We start from the raw sequence: 15,403 nt of genomic DNA on the forward strand, positions 1-15,403 counted from the left end.
AACGTATCCAAGAAAAATTAGGCTACCTGACACCTGCAAAATATGGTGTAATGGCAGCCTAATCAAGGTGTTTTATATGTGTCTCATATGGCTAGGTCAGTCTAAACCGATCCTTTGCTCTTCTTATTTATTTTGCTTTTCTTTCAGTGCTTTCATTCTTTCATGGTAGTCGTCGACTTTCTTACTGATCCTGTCCACTTCATCGTTTATGAGCTGTCTCTTCTCCTCATCAAGCTCTATGATCAGGCGCATATATTGCTCTTTTTGATTGTTAATTAACTCAATAAGTTCGTCTTTGACTGTTTCATCAATTAAGCCTTCCTCTTCCAACAATCTTGCTGCTCCGATAAATCGTTCATTTTCGACCCGTATAGCATTTTTCGTTTTATCCGCATAATTAGAAACAGTCCTCAATGCCGTCGCTTGTGGCCATCCTATCGGCTTTTTATAGACTAATGTCGCTAAATCCAAATCTGACGGCAACCAAAGCTTCGAAATTCCAGCAGTCATTTCATCTAATGTATCGGCAGCCAAATATGTGCCATTTCCGGCTTCCGCGACTGCCTTCAATTGGCTCTCAGCCTTTTGATCGACTTGGAAGCCGATGACGTTGACGTGTCGAGCTTTTGCTAAATCAGAGAAAGCTTGCGCTTCTGCAACAGGGTCACCGCCACATGTTTCTGCCCCATCACTTACAATATAAACAGTAATATCCTCTTTCGTGTTTTCATGGTCGAGCCGCGCTTGCTTGATCGCTTGAGCCAACGGGGTCCATCCGCTTGCATTGACGCCGTCTACAGATTCATTAAATTTCTTCTCATCATAACTTCCCAATGGATACACTTCATCGATCGTTCCACATGACAATTCTTTATCGGATTTGCTTTGGGTGCCTGCGTGGCCATATACATATAAAGAAACTTCACTGTTTTGTCCGATTGTCGCAGCAAAGCTTTTCACAGCAGTTTTTGCCGTGTCCATTTTCAAACGGCCATCTGCCTGAAGAAGCATGCTGGAACTGGCATCCAATAAAATCAGGGCGTTTGAAGGCAGGTCTACAGCCGCTCCTTCTTCCGTCAACTCATGTGGCTCAGGAAGAATCGGCACTGCGAAAGAAGGGTGGAATACAGCCAAAGGACCGACAAATTCACTATATAGAGGGCTTCCAAGCAATTTAATGAAGGCACTATGGATCTGCCTCGGATCTTTCGTGCTTTCCGTCACCGATTTCATTTCTTCAAGAAATGATTCACGGATTTCTTCCGGCACTTCTGATTTGGACCATATCGATACTTCTTGATCGACAGTGAAATCTTTCGTTAAATGTCCCGGAGGCAATGAAGCCATGTCTTCCGTAGATTCAGCTACATTGATAGAAGACAGTTCTGTAAGGTTCTTTGATTCCGTATGACTTCCGGCGCTAACTTTGCTAGTTGACCCCAAGTCTTCTTCGGCCGTTGATGGCTCGCTATCTTTAACACAGCCTGTCAGGAGAATGGTGATACCAAAGAAAATCGATAAAAAGATTTGTCTCATTTTAGCGACCCCCTTGATTCAATGATGATACCTATACGGTAAGCAACCGATTTAGTTCCCTTTCGTTCAAAAAATGAATCTATCGAAGTCCGTTTTCCCATTAATCTGGGACTTGAAGGTGAAAAGGGCACAAAAAAATGCCCAGGCGTCAGACAAACACCCGGGCATGAATAGATTTATTAGATAGTAGCAGTTTCCTCGCTGCGTTTATTCGCAATCGCTTCGATCCGTTTGTTGAATTCATCGACTGTCAAATTCTGTTCGACGAAATAACGGTTGCGCGGATGTGTACGGCATTCGTCCGAACAGCTGCGCATATAGAAATGCTCATTTTCTTCAGAGCATAAGATTTTCGCATTACACTCAGGGTTGGCACAGTTCACATATCGCTCGCATGGTGTACCGTCAAAATGATCGCGACCGACGACAACATGCTCGACTTGATTGATCGGAACCGCAATCCTTTCGTCGAATACATAGCATTGACCGTCCCATAGTTGGCCTTTCGCTACAGGATCCTTACCATACGTAACAATTCCACCTTCAAGATGAGCAACGTCTTCAAACCCTTCACGTTTCATCCATCCTGTGAATTTCTCACATCTGATACCGCCTGTACAATAAGCAAGGACTTTTTTACCTTCAAATAGTTCTTTATTTTCACGGACCCATTCCGGAAGGTCGCGGAAATTCTCAATATCCGGACGAATCGCCCCTCTGAAATGTCCAAGATCGTATTCGTAATCATTTCTTGTGTCAAACACAACAGTGTTTTCGTCTTGCATAGCTTTCAAGAATTCTTCCGGTTTCAAATATTGGCCAGTCAATTCCAATGGATTGATATCCTCTTCAAGGCTTAAATTTACGATTTCTTTTCTATAACGTACGTGCATTTTCTTGAATGCATGTCCATCTGTCTCGTCGATTTTAAACCAAAGATCTTTAAAACGCTCATCGCTATGCATCATGTCCATATATGCGTCCGTCTGTTCAACAGTTCCGGAACATGTACCGTTGATGCCTTCCTCGCCGATAAGTATACGGCCTTTCAATCCTAATTCCTTACAAAATGCCAAATGTTCGGCAGCAAATGTTTCCGGGTCTTCGATGTGTACGTACTTATAGTACAACAATACCCGATATGCTCCAGTTTCCATTTCTTCGACCACCTTCTGTTTGTTTTCTTTGCAGTAGAAATAACAGCTTGATCGGTTTAACAATATTCGATTGTAAACACTCACTGCTCACCCGTATTTGCAAGATGCGGGCATCAGACAGTATATCATAAAATCGTACTGCAAAAAAGAACTTTTCTTCATTCTTTTTAGGCAGAATTTCTTTTCAAATGCCCTGATTTACCCATCCCATACATGGGTATAAGTGTTGTATACTACTAGTAGAAAAGAATCGACATTTTTCCCGATTATCCGAAACTATCTATAGAGTCGCTCCGTCTAACTTTACAGGAAGAAAAATCAGGAAGTTTGATAGAATTCTGATACACAAAAGAAAAAAGGAGCCGCGCAACATGATAAGAAAGCGTCACAAAGCACGTTCTGTATGGATCGATATCACTTTTTCCCTAGCCATCATCCTCTTGACACTGAGCGCCATCTTTCTCGTTTTCATGACAGAAACTGGCCAAACTGCTTCACAGCCCGATAAAAAGGAATCTTCGGGTGCTCCGACGGCCCCAATCGAAACGGAAGAAATAGATTCAAACTACCCAGGGATCAAAATCATCACAAAGACATCAAACGATAAAAATGCTCCTTTTGCTATCCAGTACCCGCAAACCATACATAACACTTTTAATACCGAAGTCAAAAAGTATATCGATGAAGTCGAAGCCAGCTATCTTGAAACGATGATAGAGAAAAAAAGACTTGGTGAAACAACGACAGGTGAATTGAATATCTCTTATGAGACGCTGCCGCATTCATCGGGAAACTATTCGTTTGTTCTAGTGAATAGCAGTAGTTTCAGTGACATGGAATCTGGCAAAATGGAAATCCGTTCGTTTCACTTGAATTCGGAGACAGGTGAAAGCTTTTCGATAAGAGATTTATTTGCCGCAGATGCCAATCGACTAGAAACACTAGCTTCACTAGTACGTACTGCAATCCTAAAAGATGTATCGTTAAAGGGACACCTTATTGAAAATGAATTGGAAAAATATACCGAACCGGTGTGGATGAACTACAGGAACTTCGCCATTACAGACGATGCACTTATCATCTATTTCGACGAAAACACAATAGCAGAGAGCTTGGCAGGACCCCCTATCGTCTCTCTGCCCATCGATAACGTTAAAGAATACTTTGCCTCCTCGTTCAAGCTAGAGATAAAGGAAGATACAGGCGAAACTGCAGATAAGGATTCAACAGAAGAAGCAATCGAAGAAAGTGGCTCGGACAATTCCGTTGATGAATCGTCAGAACAGGATGTAGAAGAAGATGGAGAAGCAGTTGTAGAAAAAGAAGAAGAAGCTGAAGTTTCTCCTCCTGCTGACACTGTCCGTAAAAAAGTGGCATTAACGTTCGATGATGGACCCGATCCGAAAGTGACAAGACAAATCTTGGAAACCCTTCATAAGCACGATGCAAAAGCAACCTTCTTCATGCTTGGCAGCCGAGTCGAATATTATCCTGACATCGTGAATGAAGTGAAGGAAGCGGGACATGAATTAGGCAACCATACTTGGAACCACGCAGACTTGACAAAACTCGCACCCGAGCGAATCGCGAAAGAAATTGATAAGACTTCCGCGATTATCGAACAAGTGACCGGGCAAAAAGTTGAGGCTTTCAGGCCGCCCTACGGAGCCGTCAATAAAGCGGTCCATAATATGACCGGATTGCCTATCGTCTTATGGGATGTGGATACGCTAGATTGGAAGTACCGCGACCCCGCAAGGCTTGTTCAAAAAGTGAAAGAGAATGTGAAAGATGGAAGCATCATATTAATGCATGACATCCACCAATCGACAGCCGATGGACTCGATGCCGTTCTCACATACTTGGAGAATGAAGGCTATGAATTTGTTACTGTCAAGGATTTGGAAGAGTCAACACCCTGAACAACTCTTGTCCAGGGTTTTTCTATATCCAGGGTATAAATTAATAGCGTTCGCTGTTATAATGGTATTAGAACAGAATGGAGGGTATGAGATGTTCATTCAAATCGAACCTACCTCAGAAGTACCGATCTATACCCAATTAGCGAATCAATTGATTGAATTGGTTGCAACAGGGACATTGAAGCCAAACGAAGCATTGCCTTCCGTGCGGTCCCTTGCAGCGGACCTCGGTGTCAACATGCATACGGTGAACAAGGCATACCATGAATTGGAAAAGAAAAACATAATTGAAATCATACCAAAATCCGGCGCCATCATCAATTCGATATCCGCAAACGGGCCAAATGATATGCAAATGGATCTCATTAAATTTTACATGAAACCACTCATTGCAGAATCAATCGTTTACGGCATGGACGAAGAACAAATATTATCAATCACCTCATCAATCATTTCAGAAATAACGGAGGGATGAATAATGGTACTCACTTTATTTTTGGTGATCATACTATTTTTAACGGTAATGCAGGCAGCAATCCCTTACCTTTTGAAGAAGACAATTGTTTTCGGTGTGACGATACCTGAAGGGCATACTGATGACAGAACGCTCGCAACATACAAGAAAACGTATTCGGCAACAATCTTCCTAATCGGTATAGCAGGGCTGCTCGCTTATCTCATTTGGGGACTCGGGAATCAATTGCAAGAGAACCAAATTGTCTTCACTGGCTTGATCCTTCAGTTCGGGATTCTTCTGATCAGTATGGGACTCTACTTGTATTTTCATATTAAGACAATGAAAAGAAAACGCGAACATAAATGGGGAGAAACCCTTAAAAGAGTGCGCGTCGCGGATTTGACGAGCCGCTCTAATGATGAAATGTTGCCTAACCTTATGTTCGCATTGCCTATGGTGATTACACTCGGTTTAATCGGATATTCGGCGACCCAATACGGAGCTATGCCGGAAATGATACCGACCCACTGGGGACCGAATGGACAACCGGATGCATTCACCAAGAAAAATCCCTTTTCGATTATCGCTTCACTGCTCATCCTCCTTATCATTCAAGGGATGATGCTTGCAATCAATGCTTCCACAAAAAAGTCCGGAGTAAAACTGAACGCGGCAAGAAGAAGCACATCACGCTTTCAACAGTTATCATTCAGGAAATACACAAGCTGGCTGCTCTTCCTAACATCAATTTCAATGACGGTCTTGTTCGGCTTCCTGCAGCTGACAACCATCCATGGCGATTTAGGCGGCCCGATCCTCATGATGGTGATGCCATTAGGATTTCTTTTCATAATCTTATTGGCAACTGCAGTGTATGCATTCAAAGTAGGTCAAGGCGGCTCCCGTGTCCAACTGGAAATGGACGAGGAACCAATCGATGGTGTGACAGACTACGACGATGACGATTATTGGAAAGCAGGCGTATTTTATGTAAATAAAAACGACCCTTCCATCTTTGTAGAGAAGAGGTTCGGGGTCGGTTGGACGCTGAATTTCGGGAATCCGATCGGCTATTTTATTATTCTCGGTCCATTGATCATCATATTGGCAATTTCATTTTTATTGTAAAAAAAACCGGCATTTGCCGGTTTTTTAGTTGAAGACACTTGTACTGTGCAACGGTTGCAGTCTTGCTTTCGGATCGATGAATGCTTTTGCGTGGTTCACGGCTGTCGGGGCTTCCCCTAAACCGACCGCAATCAGCTTCACTTTCCCGTCATATGTCGTGACGTCCCCTGCCGCATAGATGCCTTCTATATTTGTTTCCATTCTGGAATTGACTACAATTGAGTTCCGATCCATTTCAAGCCCCCACTCCTTGATTGCTCCGAGGGATGAAATATTTCCATAGTTGACGATGACGTGATCCACATGCAAGGATTCCTCTGTGCCGTCCTTCTGGGCGATGACAACTTCATTGACGATGCCGTCCTCCCCTACAATCGATTTGACCGCACGTGAAGTGAGTACATTCACTTTCGAAGACATCAATTGGTTCACGCTCGTTTCATGCGCAGTAAAACGTTCACGTCGGTGGACAAGCGATACATTCGATGCAATATCCTCAAGCATCATTGCCCAGTCCACAGCGGAGTCCCCTCCGCCGCATACGAGCACGTCTTTTCCTTTGAACATGGATAGGTCTTTGATTCCGTAATGCAAAGTCTTCCCTTCGAACGAAGCTTCCTCAGCCAACCCGATTTTACGTGGCTGGAATGCTCCGATGCCAGCAGTCAAAAGAATTGTGCGTGTCAAATGGACACCTTTATCCGTCTGAAGGATGAAATGATCCCCATCGCGCGTCACGGAGAGCGCAGTTTCGCCTAGATGAATTTCAGGTTTTGAATAATGTGCTTGTGTAACGAGGTTTGCTACGAGATCTTTCGCAAGGATTTTTGGAAAGCCTCCAACATCATATATAAATTTATCCGGATATAGCTCAATCAATTGCCCGCCAAGTTGTGGCAAGCTGTCGATGATTTTAACCGACATTTCCCGCATGCCCGCATAGAACGAAGCAAATAGTCCTGTTGGTCCCCCACCAATAATTGTAATATCGACAATCTCATTGCTCATCTATAAACACTCCAATGTACTTTGAATTTGAATGGATGTATGAAAAATCCGTTTTATCAGTATCCCCTACATATCTACTCTACACATTATCTATTATTTTTCAATAAAAAACACATAATTTGACTTGGCACGGACAGTTTTTTTCACAATCATGCATTTGTATATACGCTCAATATTTTCAATTTTGTATATAGTATTATTTTCTCAAATAAGTATAATAGTATGTATGTACTGTATAGAGAGATTTTTTCAGGGGGACTAATTTCATGAATGTATCAGTGTCAAAAAAGATTTGGGCAGGGTTTACTGTTCTTCTTGCCATTATGCTGGTCATGGGGGGTGCATCTTACTTCGCAACGAAGAAGATGAATGACGAGTTTGCAAAACTGATCGATGACCGTTCGCATAAAGTGAATTTATCCGACGAATTGATCAGCGCGCAGAAAGAAAGATATATTGCAATCAGCAGTTATGTACTATTTAAAACGCAGGAATTCGTCAGCCAGCGGGATGAGTCGACGGCAAATGCGACCGGATTGATCAACGAGATGGGCGAAGCTTTCGCTTATACGAATGGTAGTGTGATCGTAGAGGAGATCAAACAATTACATATGCAATTCAGCGATATGGTCGATGAGATCAGTTATAGTCTAATGCGGGCGAATGAGACGCAGAACCGGAATCTTTTACGTGAAGCCAATAATGTCAACTTGCAAATCATGGAGAAAGCAATCGCTTTGAAAGAGAACCAAAAGCTAGAAATGCAAAACTCCCGAGATGATTTAGTGCAAATGACGAGCTTTATCCATGTACTCACATTTATTTTCATTGGACTGGCTGTCCTCATTTCATTAGTCGTAGGTTATATGATCAGCCGTAGTATCGGAAAGCCGGTCAAACAGATGACTTCGGCATTTGAACGGATTGCTATGGGCGATTTATCGGTGGAACACGTCAATATTAGGAATAAAGATGAAATCGGATTGATGGCGAACGCATTTAATAAAATGACTGATGATTTAAAAAATCTCATGGAACAGATCCGTTTTTCGTCACACCAGCTTGCAGCACAGGCTGAGCAATTATCGGCAAGTTCCGAACAAAGCCTTGCCTCTTCCGAGATGGTAGCTTCTGCTTCGGAGAAGAATATGAAGGATAGTGAAAATCAGTCCGACTTGGTGAATGAGACTGTCGAGTCTGTCAGTCGACTGACGGTTGATGTCAATCAGATCTCTGCCAGCAACTCGTCGATGCTTGAAGCGATGAAAACTGTAATCTCCCATGTGGAAGCCGGTTCCTCGATGATCGAGAGCCTATCGGGGCAAATGTCGGCTACAGACACGATCATTCATGAAGCAGCTTCTATAATTCAATCGATGGCAAAACAGTCTGCAGAAATTCAACAAGTCACGTCTTTGATTACCGCGATTTCCGATCAGACGAATTTATTGGCATTGAATGCGGCAATTGAAGCGGCTCGTGCCGGGGAGCATGGAAAAGGTTTTGCGGTCGTTGCCGAGGAAGTGCGCAACCTTGCAGAGCAGTCCAAATCGTCTGCAGCTGATATCGGCGCAATGATCGACTCGATTCAGGCGGCGACAAAAAAAGCGGTTGAAGCGATCAATTCCGGCAGCAACAGCGTGAAGGACGGCTTGACTGCCACCCACCACTCATTGAATACATTTACTGAAATCGAGCATTCCGTCAATGCAGTAAATGAGAATGTATCGATTGTTACTGAAGCGATTAAGCAAATCAGATCGATGACGGACACGATTGCCCTTTCATCGAGGGAAGTGAAAAAACTGGCTGAATAGACTGCATTTACAGCACAGGAGACGAGCGCAGCGACGGAAGAGCAATTGGCGGTCAATGAAGAGATATCAACAAGCTCACAAACGCTTGCAGGACTAGCCGAGAACCTTCAAAAAGAAGTGAACCGATTTACATTTTAATAGTAAAAATCGTTGAAACAGGATCCCCATGCACAGGAAGCCGTTTCAACGATTTTTTCTTCGCTTACTCTTCTTCTAATTGTTCCTCACAAAATGCTGCCAATTCGGCCACTTCCTCATCCTCTAGGTCAAAGTCGAGGACTTCATCTGTTGCACGGTCGAAAAGATGATAGGAGGCGACTTTCCCTTTATCCTCATCCACCGTGTAAATGACCCGTATGCCTGTCCCCTTCTCGTTATACAATTCATCATCCTCATCGAATTTTACGTATACGCGAAATTCGTATCGGTTACCTGACAAAATTCCTGTCGGGTCAATCAGTTCGATCATGCTATATTCAATAATTTCCACGTAGTCTCATCCTCACATTATGTTTTTCCACTCCCATCTTACAGCAAACGGCATACATGGTCACGTTTTCACTTCCGTAAAAATATCCATTCCATACCGTAATTTTTCTTTTGCATTTTCGCAATGGTTAGTTAACAATGAAGATAGTGAATTGTATTCACACTAATAGATTACGGGGGGAATGAAAATGCTTACTTTCGAAGAATTCGAGTATAAAAGACCCGACATGGACAGCATAAAACAAGAGTTCAATGTTCTGCTTGAACAATTCCGCAATGCGGAGTCGTTCGAAGAGCAAAATGGCGTCATCGAGAAGCTGAATGCCATCGGAAGCAATTATTCAACACAATCCAACTTGATGTACATCCGTTCATCCATTGATACGAACGATGAATTCTATCAGAAAGAACGGGAATATTTCGACGAAATCGGACCTGAATTCCAAGAGCTCGGGACCGCCTTCTACAAGGAGTTGGTGAAGACTCCTTATCGTAAGGAACTGGAAGAGAAATGGGGCACGCAGCTATTCGCCCTTGCTGACAATGCAATCAAATCCTTCTCTCCGGAAGTCCTCCCGCTTCTCCAACAAGAGAATAAGCTTACTTCCGAATATGCAAAACTCGTTGCATCCGCTCAAATCGAGTTTGACGGGAAAACATTGACTCTCGCGCAACTAGGACCATACGCCGAGTCGACTGACAGAGGTGTCAGGAAGTCTGCAATGGAGGCTTCCTATTCGTTCTATGCGGAAAACGGAGAAGCTTTTGACCGCATCTATGATGATCTTGTAAAAGTGAGACATGAAATCGCAACGAAATTAGGTTTCAAGAACTTTGTGGAGCTTGGCTATGCGCGCATGAACCGAATCGGCTACGACGCTGCAATGGTGAAAAACTTCCGTGACCAAGTGCGTGACTATATTGTGCCGCTTGCAACGAAGTTGTATGAGCGGCAAGCAGAGCGCATCGGTGTCGATGAATTGAAATTCTACGATCAGTCCCTAAACTTCCTGAGCGGGAATGCAACGCCGAAAGGGTCGCCTGAGTGGATCATTGAAAACGGGAAAAAGATGTACGAAGAACTTTCACCTGAAACAAATGAGTTTTTCAAATACATGACAGACAAACATCTTCTTGATCTCGAAGCGAAAAAAGGGAAGGAAACGGGAGGCTATTGCACATTCATCGATAATTACGATTCGCCTTTCATCTTCTCGAACTTCAATGGCACATCAGGCGATATCGATGTGCTCACACACGAGGCAGGCCATGCTTTTCAAGTGTACTCCAGCCGCAATATCGGCATTCCTGAATACGTCTGGCCGACACATGAAGGTGCTGAAATCCATTCCATGAGTATGGAATTCTTCACTTGGCCTTGGATGGAGCTGTTCTTTAAAGAGGATACGGAGAAATATAAATTCGCTCATTTGAGCAGCGGTTTGCTGTTTCTACCGTATGGTGTCGCTGTAGATGAATTCCAACATGCCGTTTATGAAAATCCGGAAATGACGCCTGCTGAGCGCAAAGCAGAATGGAAACGGATTGAAAAGACATACTTGCCGATGCGTGATTACGATGGAAATCCTTATTTGGAAGCGGGATCGATTTGGCAGCGCCAATCGCATATTTATGAAGTCCCATTCTACTATATCGATTATACATTGGCACAAATTTGCGCGTTCCAATTTTGGAAGCGTTCGTTTGAGGATCGAGATGCTGCTTGGAAGGATTATTTGCATCTATGTAAGCTCGGCGGGTCGAAACCGTTCACGGAGTTGGTGAGCGAAGCGAATTTGATTTCACCGTTTGAGGATGGGTGTGTCGAATCAGTTGTCGGAACGATTGAAACTTGGTTGAATTCAGTCGACGATAAAGCATTATAATGGTTGAAGGGCTGCCGTCATCGGCAGCCCTTTTCTTTCGGATTACATCAACCCGATTGCATTTCCTTTTTCATCAATATCCATTTGAAGAGCCGCCGGTTTTTTCGGCAAACCTGGCATCGTCATAATGTCACCAGTCAGACAGACTAGGAATCCTGCGCCAAGCTTCGGTATGATTTCACGGATAGTGATTGTGAAATCTGTCGGTCTTCCGAACTTCTTGGGATCATCCGAGAAAGAGTATTGCGTTTTCGCCATACAGATCGGCAGGATATCCCAGCCATTCTGTTCAATCTGCAGCAAATCCTTCCTCGCCTTATCTGTCAGGACAACTCCGCTTCCCCCATATGCTTTCTGGACGATCGCGGTTATTTTATCAATGACAGGCTGCTCCACATCATATAGTGGTGCAAAGTCATTCGGTTCCTCCAACAACTCGAGGACTTGTTTCGCCAGGTCCAGACCGCCCGCCCCGCCTTGTCCCCAAACGTCAGTTATGGCCGCACGTACGCCTTTCCCTGCACACCATTTGATAATGTAGTCAAGCTCAGATGCAGAATCGGTAATGAAGCGGTTCAATGCGACGACGGGCTGTACACCGAAGGAACGTACCGTTTCTATATGCTTTTCAAGGTTGACAATTCCATCCATGACAGCTTGGACATTTTCCCTTCCCAAATCCGTCTTTGCGACTCCGCCATGCATTTTCAATGCACGGATTGTCGTCACTAGCACGACGGCATCCGGGGCAAATCCGCCTTTACGCGCTTTAATATCCATGAATTTCTCTGCACCTAGGTCGGAACCGAACCCAGCCTCTGTCACGACGATATCGGCCAAACGTCTAGCCGTATTCGTTGCCATCAAAGAGTTGCAGCCATGTGCAATGTTTGCGAAAGGTCCACCATGAATCAATGCAGGCGTTCCTTCGATCGTCTGGACAAGATTCGGCTTGAATGCTTCCTTCAACAATAAGGTCAAAGCGCCTTCAACACCTAAATCCCTAACTGTGACAGCTTCCTTCTCATACGTATAACCGATTACCATCTGGGAAAGGCGTTCTTTCAAATCATTCAAGCTGGTCGCCAAACAAAACACAGCCATTATTTCGGAAGCGACCGTAATATCGAAGCCATCTTCCCGTGGTACACCTTGTCCGGGACCCCCTAGTCCGATTGTAATATGACGCAAAGACCGGTCATTCATATCCATGGCGCGTTTCCAAGTAATTCTCCTTGGATCGATTCGGAGAACGTTACCTTGATGAATATGATTATCGATCATTGCACTCAGTGCATTATTCGCAGTCGTAATTGCATGGATATCGCCATTGAAATGTAAATTGATCTCTTCCATCGGCAAGACTTGTGCATATCCTCCGCCTGCTGCACCTCCCTTGACTCCCATGACCGGTCCAAGGGATGGCTCGCGTAATGCGATCATCGAATTTTCACCTAATCTAGCCAAAGCATCCGCAAGTCCAACCGTTACTGTTGATTTACCTTCACCCGCTGGCGTTGGACTCGTAGCAGTGACAAGCACTACTTTTCCATACCCTTTTGCAACAGGCAATTTAGATACGTCGATCTTCGCTTTATATCGGCCATATGGTTCAACTGCCTCTTCAGGAATTCCTGCATTTCTTGCGATATCCGCTATCGGCTGCATGACTGCAGAAGAAGCAATCGCTAAATCCGTTAATGGTTTTGCTTTTTCTGTCAAAACGGGTTCCACCCTTCTCGAGTCCTTTAGTCAAAGATTGATTTATCCTATCTACAACACATTATTCATTGACAATACGCAATACAAGTTTACCAAACTGCTCGCTATCCTCCAAATGCTTAAATGCCTCCAACCCATCCTCTAGTCGGTACACTTTGTCAATGACAGGTTTTATTCCAAATTCTTGGACATGCTTCAGCATCTCACGGAGCTCTTCCCTGCTCCCCATCGTAGAACCGAACAGTTGGTATTGACCGTAGAAGAATTTACGTAGATCCAGCTCGATGACATCCTCTGTCGTAGCGCCAAATACAACGATTCTTCCTCCCTGTTTCAAAACATCCAATGAACGGTTGAATGTTGCTCTCCCTACACTTTCGATCACGAGGTCGATTTTTTCATCCGCGAGCTCCACTGTCCAATCGCTGTGCGTATCTATCGCCAAGTCGGCTCCGAGCTTCATTGCCTTCTGTCGCTTCTCCTCTACACGTGAACTGACGATGACACGGGCTCCGACATTTTTCGCAAACTGGATCATATAGGTCGCAACACCACTCCCTGCACCGGGAATAAAGACCGTATCGCCTTTTTTCAATCCGCCTTGCGTGAATAATGCCCGATAGCCTGTCAATGAAGCCAATGCTAGTACGGATGCTTCATCCATTGACAGATTGGCAGGTTTCTTCTCGATCTGCTCGGCTGAAATGGCTATTTTCTCTGCGAAAGTTCCATGATCCGGCATCCCTAATATATCAAAACCTTCAGGTGGAGCAGCACTTTGAGCGAACCATCGCAGCGATGGATTAATGATCACTTCATCACCGATTGGCCAGCCTTCCACCCCTTCGCCGATGGATTCGATGACGCCGGCCCCATCGGAACCGAGAATCAAAGGGTCTTCCACTTCTCCCCGGCGATTCGGTATATAAATGTCTCTCCGATTCATCCCCGCGGCATGTAGTGCAACGACGACTTCACCATTGCGAGCAATTGGCTCTTCCATCTCACCGATTTTCAATTGACCATTTACATGAATGAGCGCCTTCACTCAACAACCCCCGTTTACAATATTCTATGAATTGTATACTATTCTATCATACAACATCCGCCAATTGTTTTCATATTGATAATAAAAACAAAAGCGCAGGGCGCTCGTCATCACTGCTCGTAACGCTACGCTTTTACTCGCAAAAGCTGTACTTCGTTACAACTTTGGCTGCGACAGGCATAAGGCGGCTCAGCGAAACGGCGTCTTTTTCCGTGTAGCTGAGCTGACTTATGACCCGAGCAAATCGAACAGCGAAGGGTTCGATTTGCCGTATTTCTGCGGTTTATGCAGAAATTAAGGCATCCTTCAAGCGCCCGGAGTCTAGACGAAAAAACGCAAAGAAGAATCCTCTTTGCGTTTTATAAGTATCTATTCAGTTGAGGATCTCAAGGTTACAACAACCACTTCGGGGCGATTGAACACCCTTATTGGAACTATGCTGTTTCCTAAGCCGCGGCTAATGATCATAGACGTCTTATCCGCTTTATGGATGCCGGAAGTGTATTTCGGAAACCACCCTTGGCCGGGGGCGACTAATCCTCCAATGCCTGGAATCCTAATTTGGCCTCCATGGGCATGCCCGCTGAAAACGAGATCGATTTGACGTTCCACGTATACGTTGAACTGTTCGGGCCGGTGTGATAAAAGAATTTTGAACATATCATCAGGTACATCTTTGAATGTTTTATCTATCGCTTGTTCGACATATTCCTTTTCATCCAGATTGCTCGACAGCGGGTCCTCGATGCCTCCGATGGCAATTTGTTCACCTTGCCCTTTTTCAATTGCAACAGATTCATTTATCAGTACATGAACTCCTAAGCGCTCCAGCTCTGTTTTAATATGGTCATCGTCATTCGTTGATATTTCATGATTGCCAGTCACGTAATAAAACGGTGCAACATCGTGCAATTGCTTGATGATTTTCAAGCTCTGCTCCAGATCATATCGATTCCGGTCTACGAAATCGCCGGTAATGAAAATGGCGTCCGGTGACAGGACTTTCACTTTATTCACTAATTCCAAATTGTTATCGCCAAACTCCGAATCATGAATATCTGAAAGTTGGACAATCCGATAGTGATCAAAGCTTTCCGGAAGAACGGAAGCCTGGATTTCAACGAAGGTCACTCCAATTGTCCTATTCTCCTTATAAATATAAAGACCAAGTAGCAATAGTAGAATGAAGAACAGAATGATGCCTTTTCGTTTCTTACGTTTTTGCACAGACAT

General features: G+C 44.2%; 12 protein-coding genes. 5 read left to right on the forward strand and 7 right to left on the reverse strand.

Going from position 1 to position 15,403, the window contains the following annotated elements; all coding sequences use genetic code 11:
* Positions 1 to 123: 123 nt before the first annotated feature.
* Both ACFPTP_RS14165 and trhO read right to left on the reverse strand, forming a co-directional pair.
* A complete protein-coding gene (locus ACFPTP_RS14165; protein ID WP_381446088.1) occupies positions 124 to 1,536 on the reverse strand; it encodes a VWA domain-containing protein in 1,413 nt (470 codons plus the stop codon).
* A gap of 179 nt (positions 1,537 to 1,715) precedes the next feature.
* Entirely contained in the window at positions 1,716 to 2,693 is a 978-nt protein-coding gene (gene trhO, locus ACFPTP_RS14170) for an oxygen-dependent tRNA uridine(34) hydroxylase TrhO (protein WP_381446091.1), read from the reverse strand.
* A gap of 371 nt (positions 2,694 to 3,064) precedes the next feature.
* On the opposite strand from trhO, the gene ACFPTP_RS14175 reads away from it, so the two are divergent.
* The 3 genes from ACFPTP_RS14175 to ACFPTP_RS14185 all read left to right on the forward strand — a co-directional run bounded on the left by ACFPTP_RS14175 (position 3,065) and on the right by ACFPTP_RS14185 (position 6,200).
* Positions 3,065 to 4,615, forward strand: coding sequence for a polysaccharide deacetylase family protein (locus ACFPTP_RS14175; protein WP_381446093.1), 1,551 nt, complete (start codon positions 3,065 to 3,067; stop codon positions 4,613 to 4,615).
* 91 nt (positions 4,616 to 4,706) lie between these two features.
* On the forward strand, positions 4,707 to 5,090 hold the full coding sequence (locus ACFPTP_RS14180; protein WP_381446095.1) for a GntR family transcriptional regulator: 384 nt from the start codon (positions 4,707 to 4,709) through the stop codon (positions 5,088 to 5,090).
* A 3-nt stretch (positions 5,091 to 5,093) separates the two neighbouring features.
* Positions 5,094 to 6,200, forward strand: a complete 1,107-nt coding sequence (locus tag ACFPTP_RS14185) for a DUF1648 domain-containing protein (protein WP_381446097.1) — start codon at positions 5,094 to 5,096, stop codon at positions 6,198 to 6,200.
* A gap of 24 nt (positions 6,201 to 6,224) precedes the next feature.
* On the opposite strand, the gene ACFPTP_RS14190 is transcribed toward ACFPTP_RS14185, so the two are convergent.
* Entirely contained in the window at positions 6,225 to 7,208 is a 984-nt protein-coding gene (locus ACFPTP_RS14190) for an NAD(P)/FAD-dependent oxidoreductase (protein ID WP_381446099.1), read from the reverse strand.
* Between the two features lie 266 nt (positions 7,209 to 7,474).
* Here ACFPTP_RS14190 and ACFPTP_RS14195 point away from each other — a divergent pair, with 266 nt between their 5' ends.
* Positions 7,475 to 9,025, forward strand: a complete 1,551-nt coding sequence (locus ACFPTP_RS14195) for a methyl-accepting chemotaxis protein (RefSeq protein ID WP_381446101.1) — start codon at positions 7,475 to 7,477, stop codon at positions 9,023 to 9,025.
* 202 nt (positions 9,026 to 9,227) lie between these two features.
* Here ACFPTP_RS14195 and ACFPTP_RS14200 read toward each other — a convergent pair whose 3' ends face one another.
* Positions 9,228 to 9,515 carry a DUF6509 family protein gene (locus tag ACFPTP_RS14200; RefSeq protein WP_381446103.1) on the reverse strand — a complete coding sequence of 96 codons (288 nt, stop codon included), beginning with the start codon at positions 9,513 to 9,515 and terminating at the stop codon, positions 9,228 to 9,230.
* A gap of 187 nt (positions 9,516 to 9,702) precedes the next feature.
* On the opposite strand from ACFPTP_RS14200, the gene ACFPTP_RS14205 reads away from it, so the two are divergent.
* Positions 9,703 to 11,400 carry a M3 family oligoendopeptidase gene (locus tag ACFPTP_RS14205; protein ID WP_381446105.1) on the forward strand — a complete coding sequence of 566 codons (1,698 nt, stop codon included), beginning with the start codon at positions 9,703 to 9,705 and terminating at the stop codon, positions 11,398 to 11,400.
* Positions 11,401 to 11,442: 42 nt separating this feature from the next.
* Here the strand turns inward: ACFPTP_RS14205 and ACFPTP_RS14210 are convergent, their stop codons facing one another.
* The 3 genes from ACFPTP_RS14210 to ACFPTP_RS14220 all read right to left on the reverse strand — a co-directional run bounded on the left by ACFPTP_RS14210 (position 11,443) and on the right by ACFPTP_RS14220 (position 15,397).
* The gene (locus ACFPTP_RS14210; RefSeq protein WP_381446107.1) at positions 11,443 to 13,122 is read right to left on the reverse strand and encodes a formate--tetrahydrofolate ligase; all 1,680 of its coding nucleotides are present in this window, start codon (positions 13,120 to 13,122) and stop codon (positions 11,443 to 11,445) included.
* A gap of 61 nt (positions 13,123 to 13,183) precedes the next feature.
* Positions 13,184 to 14,170: a zinc-binding dehydrogenase gene (locus tag ACFPTP_RS14215; RefSeq protein WP_381446109.1), complete on the reverse strand. Its 987-nt coding sequence runs from the start codon at positions 14,168 to 14,170 to the stop codon at positions 13,184 to 13,186.
* A 369-nt stretch (positions 14,171 to 14,539) separates the two neighbouring features.
* Positions 14,540 to 15,397 (reverse strand): metallophosphoesterase, encoded by an 858-nt coding sequence (locus ACFPTP_RS14220; RefSeq protein ID WP_381446111.1) that lies wholly within the window; start codon positions 15,395 to 15,397, stop codon positions 14,540 to 14,542.
* Between the last annotated feature and the right edge of the window lie 6 nt (positions 15,398 to 15,403).

Origin of the sequence: Sporosarcina koreensis (genome assembly GCF_042655825.1) — a bacterium.
GTDB lineage: Bacteria > Bacillota > Bacilli > Bacillales_A > Planococcaceae > Sporosarcina > Sporosarcina koreensis.